20 protein-coding genes are annotated in these 21,014 nt (G+C 57.6%); 12 read left to right on the forward strand and 8 right to left on the reverse strand.

Going from position 1 to position 21,014, the window contains the following annotated elements; all coding sequences use genetic code 11:
* The first annotated feature begins 12 nt into the window (after window positions 1-12).
* The 5 genes from ubiI (at window position 13) to SK58_RS06075 (ending at window position 6,932) form a co-directional block, all read left to right on the forward strand.
* Window positions 13-1,215, forward strand: a complete 1,203-nt coding sequence (ubiI, locus tag SK58_RS06055) for an FAD-dependent 2-octaprenylphenol hydroxylase (protein WP_023295388.1) — start codon at window positions 13-15, stop codon at window positions 1,213-1,215.
* Between the two features lie 397 nt (window positions 1,216-1,612).
* Window positions 1,613-2,707: a glycine cleavage system aminomethyltransferase GcvT gene (gcvT, locus tag SK58_RS06060; RefSeq protein ID WP_003860107.1), complete on the forward strand. Its 1,095-nt coding sequence runs from the start codon at window positions 1,613-1,615 to the stop codon at window positions 2,705-2,707.
* A gap of 23 nt (window positions 2,708-2,730) precedes the next feature.
* Window positions 2,731-3,120 carry a glycine cleavage system protein GcvH gene (gcvH, locus tag SK58_RS06065; protein WP_006811885.1) on the forward strand — a complete coding sequence of 130 codons (390 nt, stop codon included), beginning with the start codon at window positions 2,731-2,733 and terminating at the stop codon, window positions 3,118-3,120.
* Window positions 3,121-3,244: 124 nt separating this feature from the next.
* Entirely contained in the window at window positions 3,245-6,118 is a 2,874-nt protein-coding gene (gene gcvP / locus SK58_RS06070) for an aminomethyl-transferring glycine dehydrogenase (RefSeq protein WP_032102940.1), read from the forward strand.
* Window positions 6,119-6,188: 70 nt separating this feature from the next.
* Entirely contained in the window at window positions 6,189-6,932 is a 744-nt protein-coding gene (locus SK58_RS06075) for an SDR family oxidoreductase (RefSeq protein ID WP_048219521.1), read from the forward strand.
* Window positions 6,933-6,934: 2 nt separating this feature from the next.
* Here SK58_RS06075 and SK58_RS06080 read toward each other — a convergent pair whose 3' ends face one another.
* The 6 genes from SK58_RS06080 to SK58_RS06105 form a co-directional block, all read right to left on the reverse strand.
* Window positions 6,935-7,435, reverse strand: coding sequence for a protein disulfide oxidoreductase (locus SK58_RS06080; protein ID WP_048219523.1), 501 nt, complete (start codon window positions 7,433-7,435; stop codon window positions 6,935-6,937).
* A complete protein-coding gene (locus tag SK58_RS06085) occupies window positions 7,425-8,027 on the reverse strand; it encodes a DsbA family protein (RefSeq protein WP_045141943.1) in 603 nt (200 codons plus the stop codon). Before SK58_RS06085 ends, SK58_RS06080 begins: the two co-directional genes overlap by 11 nt.
* 1 nt (window position 8,028) lies before the next feature.
* A complete protein-coding gene (locus SK58_RS06090) occupies window positions 8,029-10,038 on the reverse strand; it encodes a protein-disulfide reductase DsbD family protein (protein ID WP_048219527.1) in 2,010 nt (669 codons plus the stop codon).
* A 48-nt stretch (window positions 10,039-10,086) separates the two neighbouring features.
* Complete coding sequence (locus SK58_RS06095; RefSeq protein WP_003863427.1) at window positions 10,087-10,446, reverse strand: hypothetical protein; 360 nt, start codon at window positions 10,444-10,446, stop codon at window positions 10,087-10,089.
* A gap of 124 nt (window positions 10,447-10,570) precedes the next feature.
* Window positions 10,571-12,004 (reverse strand): 6-phospho-beta-glucosidase BglA, encoded by a 1,434-nt coding sequence (gene bglA, locus SK58_RS06100; RefSeq protein ID WP_017382891.1) that lies wholly within the window; start codon window positions 12,002-12,004, stop codon window positions 10,571-10,573.
* A 116-nt stretch (window positions 12,005-12,120) separates the two neighbouring features.
* Window positions 12,121-12,852 (reverse strand): MurR/RpiR family transcriptional regulator, encoded by a 732-nt coding sequence (locus SK58_RS06105; RefSeq protein ID WP_015571796.1) that lies wholly within the window; start codon window positions 12,850-12,852, stop codon window positions 12,121-12,123.
* Window positions 12,853-13,118: 266 nt separating this feature from the next.
* Between SK58_RS06105 and SK58_RS06110 the strand changes: the two genes are divergently transcribed.
* The gene (locus tag SK58_RS06110; protein ID WP_003863433.1) at window positions 13,119-13,778 is read left to right on the forward strand and encodes a PAQR family membrane homeostasis protein TrhA; all 660 of its coding nucleotides are present in this window, start codon (window positions 13,119-13,121) and stop codon (window positions 13,776-13,778) included.
* Window positions 13,779-13,889: 111 nt separating this feature from the next.
* Here SK58_RS06110 and ygfZ read toward each other — a convergent pair whose 3' ends face one another.
* Entirely contained in the window at window positions 13,890-14,870 is a 981-nt protein-coding gene (gene ygfZ / locus SK58_RS06115) for a tRNA-modifying protein YgfZ (RefSeq protein WP_048219529.1), read from the reverse strand.
* A gap of 294 nt (window positions 14,871-15,164) precedes the next feature.
* On the opposite strand from ygfZ, the gene sdhE reads away from it, so the two are divergent.
* Both sdhE and SK58_RS06125 read left to right on the forward strand, forming a co-directional pair.
* Window positions 15,165-15,431, forward strand: a complete 267-nt coding sequence (gene sdhE / locus SK58_RS06120) for an FAD assembly factor SdhE (RefSeq protein ID WP_003863437.1) — start codon at window positions 15,165-15,167, stop codon at window positions 15,429-15,431.
* Window positions 15,412-15,822, forward strand: a complete 411-nt coding sequence (locus SK58_RS06125) for a protein YgfX (protein ID WP_017382887.1) — start codon at window positions 15,412-15,414, stop codon at window positions 15,820-15,822. The genes sdhE and SK58_RS06125 overlap by 20 nt, the downstream gene beginning before the upstream one ends.
* A gap of 1 nt (window position 15,823) precedes the next feature.
* Here the strand turns inward: SK58_RS06125 and fldB are convergent, their stop codons facing one another.
* Entirely contained in the window at window positions 15,824-16,345 is a 522-nt protein-coding gene (fldB, locus tag SK58_RS06130) for a flavodoxin FldB (protein WP_015571793.1), read from the reverse strand.
* 101 nt (window positions 16,346-16,446) lie between these two features.
* Here fldB and xerD point away from each other — a divergent pair, with 101 nt between their 5' ends.
* The 4 genes from xerD to prfB all read left to right on the forward strand — a co-directional run bounded on the left by xerD (window position 16,447) and on the right by prfB (window position 21,013).
* The gene (xerD, locus tag SK58_RS06135) at window positions 16,447-17,343 is read left to right on the forward strand and encodes a site-specific tyrosine recombinase XerD (RefSeq protein ID WP_003863442.1); all 897 of its coding nucleotides are present in this window, start codon (window positions 16,447-16,449) and stop codon (window positions 17,341-17,343) included.
* A gap of 28 nt (window positions 17,344-17,371) precedes the next feature.
* Entirely contained in the window at window positions 17,372-18,085 is a 714-nt protein-coding gene (gene dsbC, locus SK58_RS06140; protein ID WP_023295380.1) for a bifunctional protein-disulfide isomerase/oxidoreductase DsbC, read from the forward strand.
* 5 nt (window positions 18,086-18,090) lie between these two features.
* Complete coding sequence (recJ, locus tag SK58_RS06145; RefSeq protein WP_048219532.1) at window positions 18,091-19,824, forward strand: single-stranded-DNA-specific exonuclease RecJ; 1,734 nt, start codon at window positions 18,091-18,093, stop codon at window positions 19,822-19,824.
* Window positions 19,825-19,914: 90 nt separating this feature from the next.
* Window positions 19,915-21,013, forward strand: a protein-coding gene (prfB, locus tag SK58_RS06155; RefSeq protein WP_096147815.1) for a peptide chain release factor 2 whose coding sequence is annotated in 2 segments (ribosomal slippage) — window positions 19,915-19,989 and window positions 19,991-21,013 — 1,098 coding nt in all. Because the reading frame shifts where the segments join, the coding sequence is not laid out codon by codon here.
* Window position 21,014 lies beyond the last annotated feature (1 nt).

The following is a 21,014-nucleotide window of genomic DNA, read 5'->3' on the forward strand; positions in this document are numbered from 1 at the left end:
GGAGTATTGACCGTGCAAAATGTTGATGTCGCCATTGTGGGCGGCGGAATGGTAGGACTGGCGCTGGCCTGTGGTTTACAGGGCAGCGGCCTGCGCGTGGCCGTGCTTGAGCAAAAAGCGCCGCAGCCTGTGGCGCAGGATGCACCGCCGGAGCTGCGCGTCTCGGCGATCAATGCCGCCAGCGAAAAGCTACTGACGCACCTTGGCGTCTGGTCTGAAATCGTGGCGCTGCGTGCCAGCTGTTACCATGGCATGGAAGTGTGGGATAAAGACAGCTTCGGCCATATCGCGTTTGACGATGAAAGCATGGGTTACAGCCACCTTGGACACATCGTTGAAAACGCGGTGATCCACCACGCGCTGTGGCAGAAAGCACAGCAGTGCAGCGACGTCACGCTGATCGCACCGGCGAAACTCCAGCAGGTGGCGTGGGGCGAAAACGACGCGTTTATCACTCTTGAAAGTGGCGACATGCTGACCGCGCGTCTGGTGGTGGGTGCCGACGGCGCCAATTCCTGGCTGCGTAACAAAGCGGATATTCCGCTGACCTTCTGGGATTACCGCCATCACGCGTTGGTGGCCACAATCCGCACCGAAGAGCCGCACGGCGGCGTGGCGCGCCAGATTTTCCATAATGACGGCATTCTGGCCTTCCTGCCGCTTGCCGATCCGCATCTCTGCTCCATCGTCTGGTCCTTAGAGCCGGAGAAAGCGCAGCAGATGCAGGAGGCGACGCCGGATGCCTTCAGTCAGGCGCTATGCGTGGCGTTTGATAACCGTCTGGGCCTGTGCATGCTTGAAAGCGAACGCCAGACGTTTCCGTTAACCGGTCGCTACGCGCGTCAGTTTGCCGCGCACCGTCTGGCGCTGGTGGGGGATGCGGCGCATACCATTCATCCGCTGGCCGGGCAGGGGGTGAACCTCGGCTTTATGGACGCGGCTGAGCTGGTTGAAGAGCTGCGTCGCCTGCATCGGGAAGGCAAAGATATTGGCCAGCATCTGTATCTGCGTCGCTACGAGCGCAGCCGCAAACACAGTGCGGCGATGATGCTGGCGGGGATGCAGGGTTTCCGCGAGCTGTTTGCCGGAGCGAATCCGGCGAAAAAACTGCTGCGCGATATTGGCCTCAAGCTGGCCGACACTCTTCCCGGCGTAAAACCGCAGCTTCTTCGTCAGGCAATGGGCCTCAACGATCTTCCCGACTGGTTACGTTAATCTCGATCCCCGTCACACTTTATTTTCCCGGCCTCCGCGCCGGGGAAATTTCCTCGTTTGAAATAATCTAATTTCACGTCATTTTTCGCATTAGAAAATCTAATCTTACTATTTTTATGTTACGGAAATTCGGCCCGTTTTTCCGCACGAAATATCACCATCTGCTAAATTCTGTTAGATCATTGTTAATTTTATGCGGGTTTAATCGCATTTTCCCAGTGAATAACTCTGTAGGCTTTTCAGCGATTTTTGGTCATAAGCTAATGTGATGACCCGTTTTACCTTATGGTTAAGCGCCGGTTTCGGTGGTAAGTTCAGGTAAAAGAGAACGTTTGCGTCGGCCCCCGATCGCGAGGCCGACACCGGGTTTCACGGTGAATTTTTCAACGAGGAAAAGATGGCTCAACAGACTCCTTTGTACGAACAGCACGTGTTGTGCGGCGCCCGCATGGTGGACTTCCACGGCTGGATGATGCCGCTGCACTACGGCTCGCAGATTGATGAGCACCACGCGGTGCGCACCGATGCCGGTATGTTCGACGTGTCTCATATGACGATTGTCGACCTGCGCGGTAGCCGCACCCGGGAGTTTTTGCGTTATCTGCTGGCAAATGACGTCGCCAAACTGAAGACGCCGGGCAAAGCGCTCTATACCGGCATGCTGAATGCCTCGGGCGGCGTGATTGATGACCTTATCGTCTATTACTTCACTGAAGATTTCTTCCGCCTCGTTGTAAACTCCGCCACCCGCGAAAAAGACCTCTCCTGGATTTCCCAACACGCTGAACCTTACGCCATCGACATCACCGTCCGTGACGATCTGTCACTGATCGCCGTGCAGGGGCCGAACGCGCAGGCGAAAGCCGCCTCTCTGTTCAGCGACGAGCAGCGCAAAGCCACCGAAGGCATGAAGCCGTTCTTCGGCGTGCAGGCGGGCGATCTGTTTATCGCCACCACCGGCTACACCGGTGAAGCGGGCTACGAAATTGCCATGCCAAACGAGAAGGCCGCTGATTTCTGGCGTGCGCTGGTGGAGGCGGGCGTGAAGCCTGCGGGCCTGGGCGCGCGCGATACGCTGCGTCTGGAAGCGGGGATGAACCTCTACGGTCAGGAGATGGACGAAGGCGTCTCTCCGCTGGCGGCCAACATGGGCTGGACCATTGCGTGGGAACCGGCTGACCGTGATTTTATTGGCCGTGAAGCGCTGGAGATGCAGCGCGAGAAGGGCACTGAACAGCTGGTAGGCCTGGTGATGAAAGAAAAAGGCGTTCTGCGCGGCGAGCTGCCTGTACGCTTCACCGATGCCGATGGCAATCATCGCGAAGGCGTGATCACCAGCGGAACGTTCTCCCCGACGCTCGGCTACAGTATTGCCCTGGCACGCGTGCCGGCGGGGATTGGCGAAACGGCGGTGGTGCAGATCCGCAACCGCGAAATGCCGGTCAACGTGACCAAACCGATTTTTGTTCGCGCCGGTAAGCCGGTCGCCTAACTATTTTTATCAGGAGAACTTCAATGAGCAATGTGCCAGCAGAACTGAAATACAGCAAAGAACACGAGTGGCTGCGCAAAGAGGCGGACGGCACTTACACCGTTGGGATCACCGAGCACGCGCAGGAGCTGCTGGGCGACATGGTGTTTGTTGACCTGCCGGAAGTGGGCGCAACCGTGAGCGCAGGCGACGACTGCGCGGTGGCGGAATCCGTTAAAGCGGCCTCTGACATCTACGCCCCGGTAAGCGGTGAAATTGTTGCCGTGAACGACGCGCTGAGCGACTCCCCGGAGCTGGTCAACAGCGAACCGTATGAAGGCGGCTGGATCTTCAAGATCAAAGCCAGCGACGAAGCGCAGGTTGCCGCGCTGCTGGATGCGACCGCGTACGAAGCACTGTTAGAAGACGAGTAATCAGTAATCCCCCTCTCCCTTTGGGAGAGGGCAGGGGTGAGGGTGCCAATCTTCCCCTCACCCTAACCCTCTCCCAAAGGGAGAGGGAACTTAAATTCACTGCACGTTTCAGGAACCATCGCTCATGACACAGACTTTAAGCCAGCTTGAAAACCGTGGCGCTTTCATTGAACGTCACATTGGGCCGGATGCTCAGCAACAGCAGGAGATGCTGAAGACAGTTGGCGCGGATTCATTAAACGCACTGATCGGCCAGATCGTGCCAAAAGACATCCAGCTTGCCACGCCGCCGCAGGTAGGCGAGTCCACGACGGAATTCGCCGCGCTGGCGGAGCTGAAGGCCATCGCCGGCCTTAACAAGCGCTATAAGTCTTATATCGGCATGGGCTACACCAACGTGCAGTTACCGCCGGTGATCCTGCGTAATATGCTGGAAAACCCGGGCTGGTACACCGCTTACACCCCATATCAGCCAGAAGTCTCCCAGGGCCGTCTGGAAGCGCTGCTGAACTTCCAGCAGGTGACGCTGGATCTGACCGGTATGGATATCGCCTCTGCCTCGCTGTTGGATGAAGCCACTGCCGCCGCCGAAGCGATGGCGATGGCGAAGCGCGTGAGCAAGCTGAAAAACGCCAACCGCTTCTTCGTCGCGGCGGACGTGCATCCCCAGACGCTGGACGTGGTGCGCACCCGTGCGGAAACCTTTGGCTTTGAGGTGATTGTCGACGACGCGGAAAAAGTTCTGGATCACCAGGACGTCTTCGGCGTGCTGTTGCAGCAGGTGGGCACCACCGGGGAAGTGCACGACTACGGCGCACTGATCGCCGAGCTGAAATCCCGTAAGGTTATTGTTAGCGTCGCCGCTGATTTTATGGCGCTGGTGCTGCTGACGGCGCCAGGCAAACAGGGCGCGGATATTGTCTTCGGCTCAGCCCAGCGTTTCGGCGTGCCGATGGGCTACGGCGGCCCGCACGCGGCGTTCTTTGGCGCGAAAGATGAATTTAAACGTTCCATGCCAGGCCGTATTATCGGCGTATCGAAAGATGCCGCCGGTAACACCGCGCTGCGCATGGCGATGCAGACCCGCGAGCAGCATATCCGCCGCGAGAAAGCGAACTCCAACATCTGTACCTCGCAGGTGCTGCTGGCTAACATTGCCAGCCTGTACGCGGTGTTCCACGGTCCGGCTGGCCTGAAACGTATTGCCAGCCGCATCCACCGTCTGGCCGATATCCTGGCCTGCGGTCTGCAACAGAAAGGTCTCAGGCTGCGTCATGAACACTATTTCGATACCCTGTGCGTCGAGGTGGCAGACAAAGCGGCCGTGCTGGCGCGCGCCGAGGCAGCGCAAATCAACCTGCGCAGCGACATTCACAATGCGGTCGGCATTACGCTGGACGAAAGCACCACCCGTGACGATATCCTGACCCTGTTCAACGTATTGCTGGGTGACGCACACGGTCTGAACGTTGATACGCTCGACAAAGAGGTTGCGCTCGACAGCCGCTCCATTCAGGAAAGCATGCTGCGCGACGACGCGATCCTGACTCACCCGGTGTTCAACCGCTATCACAGCGAAACCGAGATGATGCGTTACATGCACTCTCTGGAACGTAAAGATCTGGCGCTGAACCAGGCGATGATCCCGCTGGGCTCCTGCACCATGAAGCTGAACGCCGCGGCTGAGATGATCCCAATTACCTGGCCTGAATTCTCTGAGCTACACCCGTTCTGCCCGGCTGAGCAGGCGGAAGGTTATCACATGATGATCAACCAGCTCTCCGACTGGCTGGTGAAGCTGACCGGGTACGACGCGCTCTGCATGCAGCCGAACTCCGGTGCGCAGGGTGAATACGCTGGTCTGCTGGCGATCCGTCACTATCACGAAAGCCGCAATGAAGGCCACCGTGATATCTGCCTGATCCCAAGCTCTGCCCACGGTACCAACCCGGCTTCTGCCCAGATGGCAGGAATGGAAGTGGTGGTTGTGGCGTGCGACAAAAACGGCAACATCGATCTGGCCGACCTGCGCGCCAAAGCCGAGCAGGCGGGCGACAAACTCTCCTGCATCATGGTGACCTACCCGTCCACCCACGGCGTGTACGAAGAAACTATCCGTGAAGTGTGTGATGTGGTGCATCAGTTCGGTGGCCAGGTTTACCTCGACGGCGCAAACATGAACGCCCAGGTGGGCATCACCTCTCCGGGCTTTATTGGCGCGGATGTGTCGCACCTGAACCTGCATAAAACGTTCTGCATTCCGCACGGCGGTGGCGGCCCGGGCATGGGTCCTATCGGCGTGAAGGCGCACCTGGCACCGTTTGTGCCGGGCCACAGCGTGGTGCAGATTGAAGGCATGCTGACCCGTCAGGGCGCGGTCTCCGCGGCACCGTTCGGCAGCGCCTCTATCCTGCCAATCAGCTGGATGTACATCCGCATGATGGGCGCGGAAGGGCTGAAGCAGGCAAGCCAGGTGGCGATCCTCAACGCCAACTACATCGCAACGCGTCTGAAGGACGCCTATCCGGTGCTCTATACCGGCCGCGACGGTCGCGTGGCGCACGAATGCATCCTCGATATTCGTCCTCTGAAAGAAGAGACGGGCATCAGCGAGCTGGATATCGCCAAGCGTCTGATCGACTACGGCTTCCACGCGCCAACCATGTCGTTCCCGGTAGCGGGTACGCTGATGGTTGAGCCGACCGAATCTGAAAGCAAGGTGGAGCTGGATCGCTTTATCGACGCAATGCTGGCGATCCGCAGCGAAATCGACCGCGTGAAAGGCGGGGAGTGGACGCTGGAAGATAACCCGCTGGTGAACGCGCCGCATACCCAGAACGAACTGGTGGCAGAGTGGAACCACGGTTATACCCGCGAGCTGGCTGTCTTCCCGGCAGGTGTGGCAAACAAATACTGGCCAACCGTGAAACGTCTTGATGATGTTTACGGCGACCGTAACCTGTTCTGCTCCTGCGTGCCGATGAGCGAATACCAGTAACGTTGTTCCTGTAGTAACGTAGGCCGGGTAAGGCGAAGCCGCTACCCGGCTTTTTTATTGGGAGAAAAGAATGGCAATTGCACTGGTCACCGGCGCCAGCCGGGGTATTGGTAAAGCCACCGCGCTACAGCTGGCACGCGAAGGCTACACCGTTGCGGTGAATTTTCATCACAACATCAAAGCCGCGACGGACGTCATTAATCAGATCGTGGACGCGGGCGGTAAAGCCTTTGCCGTACGCGCGGACATCAGCGATGAAGCGCAGGTGATGGCGATGTTCGACAGCATCGATCGCGAAGGTGAGCCGCTCGCCGCGCTGGTGAACAACGCCGGGATTTTGTTTGAACAATCCACCATCGAAAATCTCTCCGCTGAACGTATTAACCGCGTGCTGGCTACCAACGTCACCGGCTATTTTCTCTGCTGCCGTGAAGCGGTTAAGCGCATGTCGCATAAACACGGCGGCAAGGGCGGCGCGATTGTGAATGTCTCCTCGGCGGCGTCACGGCTGGGCGCGCCGGGGGAATATGTGGATTATGCCGCCTCAAAAGGGGCGGTGGATTCCCTGACTACCGGCCTCGCGCTGGAGGTGGCGGCGCAGGGCATTCGCGTTAACGGCGTGCGGCCAGGCCTGATTTATACCGATATTCACGCCTCCGGCGGCGAGCCGGGGCGTGTGGATCGGGTGAAGTCGATGTTACCGATGCAGCGTGGCGGTCAGCCGGAGGAGGTCGCCCAGGCCATTGTCTGGCTGCTGAGCGACAAAGCCTCCTATGTCACCGGTAGCTTCCTGGAGCTGGCTGGCGGGAAGTAACGCTACGACGCCAGCCACAGCCGCAGGCGCATTCCCCAGCCGCTGGTCCAGCCGGTGGTGATCGACTTCACTTCACCGTGAGAGATCACCACCAGCGTTGGCGTAACCTTAACGTCCCACTCACGCGCCAGTTCTCCGCTGACGTCGTTGACCGTGGGCATCGTCGCCTTCTTCTTCCTCATCCAGGTTTCGAGCGTCGCGTTATCGCCCGAGCGCAGCGCAACCGACATCACGTTACCCCCGTCCGCGGCAAGCGCCGCCACCGACGGCGTGGTGTAGCGGCAGACGCCGCACCATGTCGCCCAGACGTAGACCAGCAGCGGTCGCTCCTTACTCATGGCGATAAGATCGACGGGCTGGCCGTCGAGGGTGTGCAGTGCCGTCGCGGAGAAATTCTGCGGCAGCGCGGGCTGGCGGAAATAGTCCACCGCCAGGCTCACGGCTACGCCAATCAGCAGCCACACGCCCAGCTCGCGCAGCAGGCGCGGAAGCTTACTTGCCACGGGCGTTTGCCAGCTGTTCTTTGACCAGCCCCTCCAGGTCGTCATACGGAATTGCGCCCGCCACCATCTGGTCGCCGATAATGGTCGCCGGGGTACCCTGAATATTCAGCACCTGCGCCAGGATGAGGTTCATCTTTAGGCTGTCCATGGTTTTATCATCCGTTTTAATGCTGTCCGTTCCGGTCTTTACCTTCGCGGCGGCGATGCTGGCGTCATCGTGATAGCCCTTTTTCATCATCAGCCGCTGGTGGAGCGCCCAGAATTTATCCGGCGCCTGCTGCCACGTTGAGAGTGCCGCTTTCGCGGCATTTACCGAGCTTTGTCCCTTGAACGGCAGCAGTTTGACGATGAGCTGCACGTCGGGATTTTCCTGCACGATTTTCTCAAGCATTGGGTCGAACTGCTTGCAATACGGGCAGTTGTAGTCAGTGAAGGAGACGATGGTCAGCTTCGGCGATGTCGCGCCGGTTCGCGGGCTGTTGGGGTCGTTAAACAGCAGTTTTGCCAGCTGGTCGCTGGAAGCGTCATCAGAAGGTGCGGCGAAACCGAACGTTGATAACGACAGCAGAAGTAAGGCAACGAAGGCTCTCATGTTATTTTCCTTTTGCATCGGACAGGGTGCTCAGCACCGCTTCGCGGCTTAACAACGCAGGCAGCACGTGGCCCTGCGGTAATCCCGGTCCGTAGATCTGGTTAAACGGTACGGCGGCGCTGCCGCGCGTGGTTAAGAACTGGCTGATGGTATCTGAGGGGCGGCTCCAGTCGCCGCGCAGGGCGACAACGTCCGGGGCGGAGAGCGCATCCTGCACGTCGTCGCGCAGCAGCACGTTGTATTTATTGGCTTTACAGGTCACGCACCAGTCGGCGGTCACGTCGACGAACACCCGTTTGTTCTCCGCCAGCGCGCGGGCAATGGCCTGCTCGCTGAGCGGCTGCCAGTGAATACGATCGCGGCGGGAACCCTCGCCGCCGGAACCGGATACAAACGCGACCGCCCCGGCCACCACTACAGCTAATACCCCGGCGCGCAGTGCCGTTTGCCAGCGGTAGCGCCAGGCGGTGACCAGCAGCAGCGTAAGGATCAGGAACACGCCCAGCGTGATGACGGGCAGGCTGCCAATGTGCACCGTCAACAGGCTCAGCAGCCACAGCGATGAGCCGAGCATCATCATCCCCAGCACTACGCGTACGACGTTCATCCAGCGTCCCGGACGCGGCAACCGCTGGGCCAGCCCCGGCCAGGCCGCCACCAGCAGCCACGGCAGGCTCATGCCGATACCCATAGCCAGGAAGATCCCCCACAGCAGGGGAAGCGGCGCCGCCAGCGCGACCGAGACCGCCGTACCCAGGAACGGCGCGGTGCAGGGTGTCGCCAGCAGCGTGGCAAACGCGCCTTGCCAGAAATGACCCGCAAGCCCGTTGCCGCCGCGCGTGGCGATGAAGGTGCTGGCGCCGGAAGGGAGACGGATTTCAAACAACCCCAGCAGGCTGGCGCTGAAAAGCACCATCACCAGCGCCATCGCGCCAATAAACCACGGATTCTGGAACTGGATCCCCCAGCCGAGCGCCTGATTGCCTAAGCGTAAAACCGTCATCATCAGCGCCAGCGCGAGGAACGAGATCACGATCCCGGCTACCGACGCAAGAAACTGTCGGCGTACCTGACCCCGCGCCTGCCGTTCGGTTTGCATCAGCGTGCCTAGCTTCATGGCCAGCACGGGCAGTACGCAGGGCATGACGTTAAGGATCAGACCGCCCGCCAGCGCCATCAGCAGCACCCAGCCTAACGAGAGCGTCGGCGCGGCGTTCCCCGGCTGAATGCTCAGGCTGGACTCCTGCGCCTGCCCGCTATCGGCCAGAACCAGCGACAGGGTTTTGCCGCTGAGGTTGGGCGCGGCCTCGCCCCAGCTGTCCGTCACGGGCACGGTGGCGACCAGCGAGTCACCGCGCACGGTGAGGGCCGGTTTGCCGAAATCAACATCATCCATACCGTCGATAAACAGGGACGGCGCCTGCCAGCCTGCGTCACGCTGCGCCGTTACGGTCAGCTTGCCGGGGGCATAGGTGGCGTTAAGCGTTGAGGTCAACCCGCCGCTGAGCGGAAGGGTGCCCATGGCCCGACTGAAATCGTAATCAAAACCGGCGCCTGCGGATGCGGTCATGTTCAGCGAAAACGGGTAGTCGGTAAGAATACAGACGTTGCTACAGGTGGAGAGCGTCAGTACGCCGCTCAGGATCTTCGGGACGTCGCCCCGCAGAGTGATGGGAAAGCTGACATCGCCGTGGTAGCCCTGCGTGGTGATGCCCGCGACGTCGAAACGCTGCGGCACAGGCCAGCGCCAGATCGCCTCGACGGGCTGATGCCATTTAATCGCGGGTGCGACGCCGCCTTCGCCCGGCGAGCGCCAGTAGGTTTTCCAGCCTTTTTGCAGGGCGACGTCCAGCAGCAGGCGGGTTTCGCCAGTGCTTTCGGGTTGCGCACGCAGCCTGACGCTGGCGTGCTGATTATCGGCGGCGCGCAGCCAGCCGCTGTCGGCAGCCTGGCTGAGGGGCAGCCATAGCCAAAGCAGGCAGACCAGCAGTCGCCTGAATACAGTAAACATAAATTTTCTCCGTAAATAATGAATTAACCTGAAGTAACAGGCGAAGGCTCATTCACGGAAGACGCATAATCGCAGATGCACCCTTAACCGGGGCGGGGAGATAACGCGGGGAGGCCACTGCCGTTCGCGGCGCGGTGGACTGGCTGCCAGCAACGCCAGCAGCAGGGTGACGGCAATCAGGGCGCCTTCAAACAAAACAGGCGGGACCGACATCAGCGACTTAGCGCTAAGCTCACACGGGGTTACCGGTGCGTCGGTACTCTCCTGCCCCTGCTGGACAGACTGGCTCGTGGCGGTGACGTTCATGACAAGCGCGTGCATCCCGGCCATCCGCTGGGCGGTGCATATCAGCACCACCAGGCAGGCCAGGGCTACAAGCAGGATAGCGTTGCGTTGTCGCTTGATCATGTTCGCCTCAAATATTCAGGACGCCTATATTATCGGGCGAACATATTTTGGCAACGCAAAAGCTGTAAAGAAGTGTCTGGAAGATAAGCGGTTTGCCCTCTCCGCTTGCAGAGAGGGCGAGCCATTACAGCGTTTCGCCGTTGCTGGCAATGACGGTTTTATACCACTCAAAGCTCTTCTTACGGGAGCGGGACATGTCACCGGTACCGTCGTCGTGCTTGTTGACGTAGATAAAGCCGTAGCGCTTACTGTACTGGCCGGTGGTGAAGGAGACGCAGTCGATGCAGCCCCACGGCGTGTAGCCCATCAGATCCACGCCATCCCAGGTCACCGCCTTCATCATCTCTTCCACGTGGGCGCGCAGGTAGTCGATGCGATAGTCATCGTTGATGCTGCCGTCCTCTTCCACGGTGTCGTAGGCGCCGAAACCATTTTCCACGATAAACAGCGGCTTCTGATAACGTTCGTACAGTTCACACAGCGAATAGCGCAGGCCTACCGGATCAATCTGCCAGCCCCAGTCGGACGCCTTGACGTGTGGGTTCGGCACGCTGCCCTCGAAGCCGGAAATGGCGTCACCGGTACCGCCTTCCGCTTTGACCGCGTTGGTCATGTAGTAGCTGAAACCTAAGTAATCGCAGGTGCCTTCACGCAGGATCTGCTCGTCGCCCGCTTCCATTTTGATGGAGAAGCCACGGCGCTCCCACTCGTTCAGCACGTAAGACGGGTAGTAGCCGCGCAGCTGTACGTCGGTAAAGACGTAGCGCTCGCGCATGGATTCCTGAGCGAACATGACATCTTCTGGCTTGCAGGAGTACGGATAGAGCGCCACCATCGCCAGCATGCAGCCGACTTTCATTTCCGGGTTAATGCGGCGTGCGGCTTTCACCGCCAGCGCGCTGGCCACGAACTGGTGGTGCAGCACCTGGTACATGGTCTCTTCCGGGTTGTCGTGCTCGGTATAGACCACGCCAGAGCAGCAGTAGCCGAACAGCGGCGCACGCCAGTTGCGCTGGTTGTTGATTTCGTTGAAGGTCATCCAGTATTTGACCTTATTTTTGTAGCGCTCAAATACCACTTCCGAGAAGCGCACAAAGAAATCGACCACTTTACGGTTGGTCCATCCGCCATATTCCTGAACGAGGTGCAGCGGCATTTCAAAGTGGGAGAGGGTGATCACCGGCTCGATGTTGTACTTCAGCAGTTCATCGAACATGTCGTCGTAAAACTTCAGCCCCTCTTCGTTTGGCTGAGTTTCGTCGCCTTTCGGGAAGATGCGCGTCCAGGCGATGGAGGTACGGAAACATTTGAAGCCCATCTCGGCAAACAGCCTGATGTCTTCTTTGTAATGGCCGTAGAAGTCGACGGCTTCGTGGTTCGGGTAATATTTGCCTTCAATCACTTCCTGCGTGATTTCTCGCGGAACGCCGTGTGCGCCGCCGGTGAGCACGTCGCAGATGCTTGGCCCTTTGCCGCCTTTGTTCCAGCCGCCTTCAACCTGGTGCGCCGCTACCGCGCCGCCCCATAAAAAATCTTTCGGTAAGGTGAGTTTTTTCATCTTTGCTATTCTCAATTCAGGACTTATTGATTTCGAGTCTAGCAAAGCGGAATTAAATGTCACGATATAACATTTTGCGGAAATTGTAATTTGTCACATCAAAAAAACAGGATGTTTTATTCTGTTAATTTCTTCGCCAGTTTCCGGCCTAATGATTCCAGAATATAGATGACGGGAATTTGCGTGGTGATATCGTAAACGCCGCCAATGCGCGTTTGCGGTACGTGCCAGGAGAGGTTAAAGTCCGCCAGCTTTGCGAGACGTGAATGTTCGTGGCTGGTGACTGAGAGCACCTTGCAGTGGTGCAGGCTGAACTGGCTGGCGAAGCGCAGGATCTCCTCGGTTTCGCCGGAGACGGAGAGTACAATAGCCAGCGCATTTTTAGCCATATCGTTAGTGACCGGGAAATAAGGATCGTCGATATGGTTACTGAATTTCCCGATATTTGAAAAGAAACGTGCGCCATATTTTGCCAGCGATCCGGAGGTGCCCGCACCGACAAAAATAATTCGTTCAGATGATAAAATAATATCGACTGCGTTATCTAATAGCGCATCAAACTCTTCGTTATTTACGCTTTTAAAGAAGCTGATGATTTCACTGGCACCAAAATTCGCCTGCTGCGGCTCGTTCTGCTCCAGATAGAGTTTAAAGCGCACCCGAAATTCCGAGTAGCCATCGCAGTTAAGCTTGCGGCAGAAGCGCAGGATGGTAGTAGTGGAAACGCCCGCCGCATCCGCCAGCTCGCGGATGGTCATGTACATCACTTTATCGCGGTTCTTAATGACATAGTTGTAGACCATCATTTCCAGATTGTTGAGGCTGGCAATGGCGGAATGGCTGAACATACTCACAATGGCTAAACTCGCTGTCGGACACTATTCCTGAAGCATACCATGATGACGAAGGGCGGGAGACGGATTTATCTCCTTGATTACTTAGATGTTAATGAAATCATTTACACCTGTGCGGTGGATTGTTTTTATATTATGCTGATTTATAAAGATAAATCTTGAATGTGGATTTATTTTAGCTAACAGGTGTTCACTGGAATCATTCTCAGTTAGCATAGACTGGCGATGAATAATCATCTTTTGTTTTCCCGGAGTTAAGTATGGTGAGCAGACCATTAATCGCACAGGGATATTCGCTGGCTGAGGAAGTAGCCAACAGTATAAGCCACGGCATTGGCCTGGTTTTTGGGATTGTCGGCTTAGTGTTATTGCTGGTACAGGCAGTGGATACCAACGCCAGCGCGATGGCCATTACCAGCTACAGTCTGTATGGCGGGAGTATGATCCTGCTTTTCCTGGCCTCAACGCTGTATCACGCTATTCCGCATCAACGGGCGAAGATATGGCTCAAGAAATTTGACCACTGCGCTATCTATCTTCTTATTGCGGGTACCTATACGCCGTTTTTGCTGGTGGGGCTCAACTCACCGCTGTCGCGTGGCCTGATGATTGTGATCTGGAGCCTGGCGCTGCTGGGGATCCTGTTTAAGCTGACTATTGCGCACCGGTTTAAAGTGTTGTCGCTGGTTACCTATCTGACAATGGGCTGGCTGTCGCTGATTGTGGTGTATCAGTTAGCCATTAAGCTGGCGGTGGGGGGCGTGACGCTTCTGGCGGTGGGCGGGGTAGTCTACTCGCTGGGCGTGATTTTCTACGTCTGCAAGCGTATTCCGTACAACCATGCCATCTGGCACGGCTTTGTGCTGGGCGGCAGCGTGTGCCACTTCCTGGCAATTTATCTGTATGTTGGGCAGGTGTAGTTTTTTTGTAAGGTGCGGTCTGATGCCCCCACCCCGACCCTCTCCCACAGGGAGAGGGAGAATATCAACACCGTAGGCCCGGTAAACGCAGCGCCACCGGGCGATACAGCATCAATCTTCCAGAGAATACGGTAGCGGCTCAATGCTGAGCGTGTTTGCATCATCCCGCACGCGGAACACGCTGTCGGGCTCCATATCATTATTCATGACAACCTGCACCAGCAGGCGGCCATCATCGAGCTGGACGGCGGCTAACACGGTGCCGGTACGGCGCCAGTTTTCGCCCATCTTCATCTCAAGATCTTCACCCGCTTCCGGCACACGGCTGGCGTGACCAGCCAGTGTCCACAGGGCGCGTTTGTTCGCGCCGCGGAATTTCGCACGCGCCACCATTTCCTGACCGGTGTAGCAGCCCTTCTTAAAGCTGATACCACCCAGCGCCTGGATGTTTGTCGCCTGCGGGATAAACTGCGCGCTGTTTGCCGCGTCAATCACCGGCAGGCCCGCTTCGATGTTCAGCGCCAGCCACTGCTGGCTGTTGTTGAACTGTGCTTCACCGCGCAGGGCGTCAGTGACGCGTTCCGCCGTTGCTTCGTCGGTTACCAGCAGGAAGCGCTCCGCCGGGTGTTCGAACCACAGAATGGAGGTCGCTCCCTCGCTGACCAGCTGTTTTTCAGCATCCGGCAGCTCGGCAAACAGGTTTTTCAGCGCTGCACGCGCCTGGAAACCCGCGACCCCCAGCAGAACGTGTTCATCGTCCGGGGCGATGGTGACTTTAGAAAAGACCGCGTATTTTTTCAGCTCTTTAAGCTGGGCGTCACGCAGGCTGCGGCGCTCAATAAAGGCGAATCCGTCCTGACGGCGGAACAGACGCAGGTTGCTCCACATTTTGCCTTTTGGATCGCAATGCGCGGCCAGCAGATGCTGGTGCTCAGTCAACTGCGCCACGTCCGCCGTGACCTGGCCTTGCAGGTATTTTTCACTGTCCGCACCAGTCAGTGTCGCCAGTGCCCAGTCATCAAGAGTAATCAGCGTCAGCGGCAGACGCGCAGAGGCGGCGGGCTGGCGAGGAGAAAATGGTGTAAATGCCATAGTGATGTCCTGAATTGCTTAACGCTTTGATAATACCTAATGGTAAAAGAGACTGTATTCAATGCAAGCGCTTTCAGCAGGCCATTCGTGCCATTACGCGGTTATGCGTGGCGCTACGCAAAATAGTGTAATCCGCTGTCTTTATAAGGATTATTCAGGGAGCCTGCTCGAGGTTCGCAATATTCCAGTAAAGAAACGGTCAAAAACACGTTACACTAGCAGGTGTTCCCGGAGAGCAATAATGAATACCAAACGGGATACCGACTGTGCCAAACGTAATGCAGGAAACAGAACATGGATATTAACAACAAGGCCCGTATTCACTGGGCGTGCCGTCGCGGCATGCGTGAACTTGATATCTCCATCATGCCTTTCTTCGAGTATGAGTACGACAGCTTAAGCGATGACGATAAGCGCCTGTTTGTCCGTCTGCTTGAGTCTGACGATCCGGATTTATTCAACTGGCTGATGAATCACGGCAAGCCCGCCGACACCGAGTTGCAACGGATGGTGCAATTAATTCAAACACGGAATCAGGAACGTGGTCCTGTGGCAATCTGATCTTCGCGTCTCGTGGCGCTCACAGTGGATGTCCTTACTGCTCCACGGGCTGGTGGCGGCACTGGTGTTATTGGTGCCGTGGCCGCTTAGCTATACCCCTCTGTGGTTGCTATTGCTGTCGTTTGTGGTGTTTGACAGCGTGCGCAGCCAGCGTCGAATCAACGCCCGTCAGGGTGAAATTAAGCTGCTGATGGATTCTCGCCTGCGCTGGCAGGGAAAAGAGTGGGAGATGATGGGGACGCCGTGGATGCTTAATACCGGGATGATGCTACGGCTGCGTCGGGTCGAGGATAACCGTCGCCAGCACCTGTGGCTGGCCGCAGACAGTATGGATCCTGCGGAGTGGCGAGATCTGCGCCGGTTGATCGTGCAACAGCCGACGCAGGAGTAAATCAGCTGAACTGCTCGGCCATCTCACCCAGAATCTGCTCGCACCAGCTCTGGAGGCGCTCGTCGCTAAGATCGTACTGGTTGGTTTCATCCAGCGCGAGCCCGACAAACAGCTGACCGTCGGCAATAATCGGTTTTTGACTGGTGAACTCATAGCCTTCCGTAGGCCAGTAGCCGATAAAGGTCGCGCCCTTTGGCGCCAGTTTGTCGTGCAGCATGCCGAGTGCGTCAAGGAACCACTCCCCGTAGCCCAACTGGTCGCCCATGCCGTACATCGCAATGATTTTGCCTTCAAAATTGACTGAATCGAGCTGATCCCAGATGGCTTCCCAGTCTTCCTGAATCTCACCAAAGTCCCAGGTAGGGATACCCAGAATCAGCACATCGTACTGCTCCATCAAGGCAACCGCGTCATCTTTCAGGTTATGCAGCGTCACCAGTTCCGGGCCAATGATGTCACGAATTTTCTCCGCCGCCATTTCGGTGTAGCAGGTGCTGGAACCATAGAACAGACCAATATTCATCGCGTAACTATCTCAATTCTTGCTATGACTTTGCGCGTAGTGTACCAGAAACCGATGGCATTCAGGCATAATGGCCAGATTGCAGAACCAAAGGGGCTGATGTGGAAAAGGATCTCGCACTCATCGAACAGTTTCTCGACGCGCTATGGCTGGAGAAAAACCTCGCTGAAAATACGCTCAGCGCCTATCGTCGGGATCTCACGCTGCTGGTCGAGTGGCTGGCGCATCGGGGGCTGACGCTTGAAAGCGCGCAAAGCGATGACCTGCAAGGGTTACTGGCTGAGCGGATGGAAGGGGGGTACAAAGCCACCAGCTCCGCACGTCTGCTGAGCGCCATGCGCCGCCTGTTCCAGCACCTGTACCGCGAGAAGATCCGCGCGGATGACCCCAGCGCACTGCTGGCATCGCCTAAACTGCCTCAGCGGCTGCCAAAAGATCTCAGCGAAGCACAAGTTGAGAGATTATTACAGTCGCCCGCAGTTGACCTTCCGCTGGAGTTACGCGATAAAGCCATGCTTGAACTATTGTATGCCACGGGCTTGCGCGTTTCCGAGCTGGTGGGCCTGACGATGAGCGATATCAGCCTGCGTCAGGGCGTGGTGCGCGTTATCGGTAAAGGGAACAAAGAACGGCTGGTGCCGCTGGGTGAAGAGGCGGTCTACTGGCTGGAGACGTATCTGGAACACGGGCGTCCATGGCTGCTGAACGGCGTCTCCATAGATGTATTGTTCCCGAGCCAGCGCGCGCAGCAGATGACGCGACAAACGTTCTGGCATCGCATTAAACATTACGCCACACTGGCGGGTATTGACAGTGAGAAGCTGTCGCCGCACGTTTTGCGTCACGCCTTCGCGACGCATCTGTTAAACCACGGCGCTGATTTACGCGTGGTGCAGATGTTGCTTGGACACAGCGATCTTTCAACGACGCAAATATACACCCATGTCGCGACGGAACGCCTGCGGCAGCTACACCAACAGCACCACCCTCGCGCGTGAGTGCCGACGAATTGTTACAGGAACAAATATGAAAAAGTCTTTAGCGCTGCTCACACTGCTGGCAGCTTCGATTTCCGGTATTGCCCATGCGGACGATGCCGCCATTAAACAGTCTCTGACGAAACTCGGCGTCGCCAGCAGCGAGATCCAGCCAGCGCCGGTGGCTGGCATGAAAACGGTGCTGACCAACAGCGGCGTGCTGTACGTGACCGAAGACGGTAAGCACATCATTCAGGGGCCTATGTACGACGTGAGCGGCGCGCAGCCGGTGAACGTCACTAACCAGCTGCTGATGAAAAACCTGAACGCGCTCGAAAAAGAGATGATTGTCTACAAAGCGGCGCAGGAAAAGCACGTTATTACCGTCTTCACCGACATCACCTGCGGCTACTGCCACAAGCTGCATGAAGAGATGAAAGACTACAACGCGCTGGGCATTACCGTGCGTTACCTGGCTTTCCCACGCGCCGGCGTGCAGAGCCAGCCTGAGCAGGATATGAAAGCGATCTGGTGTGCGAAAGACCGCAACAAGGCCTTTGATGACGCGATGAACGGCAAAGGCGTGAAGCCCGCGTCCTGCGATATCGACATCGCTAACCACTACGCGCTGGGCGTACAGTTTGGCGTGAGCGGTACGCCAGCCATTGTGCTGAGTAACGGCTACGTGGTGCCGGGCTACCAGGGGCCAAAAGAGATGAAGGCGTTCCTCGACGAGCACCAGAAACAGATGGGTGGTAAATAATTCGCGTGAAAGCCCCGATAAAACTGCGCCGCCGCGATGCGGGTGAAACCGCGGATTTACCAGACACGCTTCCGCTGCTGTTAAAGCGGCTGTACGCCAGCCGTGGCGTGCGTACGGCAAGCGATCTTGAGCGCAGCGTCAAAGGCATGCTGCCCTGGCAAGCGCTGAGTGGCATCGAAAAAGCGACTGAAATGCTCTACGACGCGTTCCGGGAAGGCACGCGGATTGTCGTGGTGGGCGATTTCGATGCCGACGGCGCAACCAGTACCGCGCTGAGCGTGCTCAGCCTGCGTGCGCTGGGCTGCGATAACGTGACTTACCTGGTGCCGAACCGGTTTGAAGACGGCTACGGCCTCAGCCCGGAAGTGGTCGTTCAGGCCCACGCCCGTGGCGCACAGATGATCATGACCGTGGATAACGGGATCTCTTCTCATGCGGGGGTCGATCATGCCCATGCGCTGGGGATCCCGGTACTGGTCACCGATCACCACCTGCCAGGAGAAACTCTGCCTGCCGCCGAAGCCATCATTAACCCGAACCTGCGCGACTGCGATTTCCCGTCGAAATCGCTGGCCGGAGTAGGGGTGGCGTTTTATCTGATGCTGGCGTTACGCACGTTGCTGCGAGATAAGGGCTGGTTCGAATCGCGCGGGATTGCCGTGCCGAACCTCGCGGAGTATCTCGATCTGGTGGCGCTGGGAACCGTGGCGGACGTGGTGCCGCTCGATACCAATAACCGTATTCTCACCTGGCAGGGCTTAAGCCGCATTCGGGCAGGTAAATGCCGTCCGGGGATTAAGGCGCTGCTGGAAATTGCCAACCGCGATCCGCTGAAGCTTGCGGCAAGCGATTTAGGCTTTGCCCTCGGCCCGCGCCTGAACGCGGCGGGGCGGCTGGATGATATGTCGGTTGGCGTTGCGCTGCTGCTGTGCGACAACATCGGCGAAGCGCGCGTGCTGGCCAGTGAGCTGGACGCACTCAACCAGACCCGTAAAGAGATTGAGCAGGGCATGCAGGCCGAAGCGCTGACCCTGTGCGAAAAGCTGGAGCGCAGCGGCGATACCCTGCCGGGCGGGCTGGCGATGTATCACCCCGAATGGCACCAGGGCGTGGTGGGCATTCTGGCGTCGCGCATTAAAGAGCGTTTCCACCGCCCGGTGATCGCGTTCGCCCCCGCCGGGGACGGCACGCTGAAAGGCTCCGGTCGTTCCATTCAGGGTCTGCATATGCGCGATGCGCTGGAGCGTCTGGATACGCTGCATCCGAACCTGATGATTAAGTTCGGCGGTCACGCGATGGCGGCAGGCCTGTCGCTGGAAGAGGCGAAGTTCGACGAATTCCAGCGTCTGTTTGGCGAACTGGTCACCGAGTGGATCGATCCGGCTCTGTTGCAGGGTGAAGTGGTTTCTGACGGTGAGCTTTCACCGGCTGAAATGACCATGGAGGTGGCGCAGATGCTGCGCGATGCCGGCCCGTGGGGGCAGATGTTCCCAGAGCCGCTTTTCGACGGACGTTTTCGTTTGCTGCAACAGCGCATCGTGGGCGAACGCCATCTCAAAGTGATGGTGGAACCGGTCGGCGGCGGACCGCTGCTCGACGGCATCGCCTTTAACGTTGATACCTCCATCTGGCCGGACAACGGCGTGCGCGAGGTTGAGCTGGCCTATAAGCTGGATATTAACGAGTTCCGCGGTAACCGCTCCCTTCAGATCATCATCGACAATATCTGGCCAATTTAGCGTCAGTAATCTCTATAAAAAAGGGCGTGGATTCGGTACAATCCCGCTCTTATCACCGCATTTTGACAAGCTCATAAAAGAAAACAGACCATGTTTGAAATTAATCCGGTAAAAAACCGCATTCAGGACCTCACGGAGCGCTCTGACGTTCTTAGGGGGTATCTTTGACTACGATGCCAAGAAAGAGCGTCTCGAAGAAGTAAACGCCGAGCTGGAACAGCCGGACGTCTGGAACGAACCTGAGCGCGCTCAGGCGCTGGGTAAAGAGCGTTCCTCCCTCGAAGCCATCGTAGATACGCTGGATCAAATGGCGCAGGGTCTGGAAGATGTTTCTGGGCTGCTGGAGCTGGCTGTCGAAGCCGACGACGAAGAAACCTTTAACGAAGCCGTGGCAGAGCTCGACGTGCTGGAAGAGAAGCTGGCGCAGCTGGAATTCCGTCGCATGTTCTCCGGCGAATACGATAGCGCTGACTGCTATCTCGATATTCAGGCAGGTTCTGGCGGTACCGAAGCGCAGGACTGGGCGAGCATGCTGATGCGCATGTACCTGCGCTGGGCGGAAGCGCGCGGTTTCAAAACCGAGATTATCGAAGAGTCCGAAGGTGAAGTGGCGGGTATCAAATCCGTCACCATCAAGATTATTGGCGATTACGCCTACGGCTGGCTGCGTACTGAAACCGGCGTTCACCGCCTGGTGCGTAAGAGCCCGTTCGATTCCGGCGGCCGTCGTCACACCTCCTTCAGCTCCGCGTTTGTCTACCCGGAAGTGGATGAAGATATCGATATCGACATCAACCCGGCGGACCTGCGTATCGACGTTTACCGCGCATCCGGCGCGGGTGGTCAGCACGTTAACCGTACGGAATCTGCGGTGCGTATTACCCACATTCCAACCGGGCTGGTAACACAGTGCCAGAACGACCGTTCCCAGCATAAGAACAAAGACCAGGCCATGAAGCAGATGAAAGCGAAGCTTTATGAGCTGGAGATGCAGAAGAAAAATGCTGAGAAGCAGGCGATGGAAGACAACAAGTCCGATATCGGCTGGGGCAGCCAGATCCGTTCTTACGTCCTTGATGACTCCCGCATCAAAGACCTGCGTACCGGGGTTGAAACCCGCAACACGCAGGCGGTGCTGGACGGCAGCCTGGACCAATTTATCGAAGCAAGTTTGAAAGCAGGGTTATGAG

The organism is Enterobacter sp. BIDMC93 (assembly GCF_001037805.1).
In the GTDB taxonomy this organism is placed as follows: Bacteria; Pseudomonadota; Gammaproteobacteria; order Enterobacterales; family Enterobacteriaceae; genus Enterobacter; species Enterobacter hormaechei_C.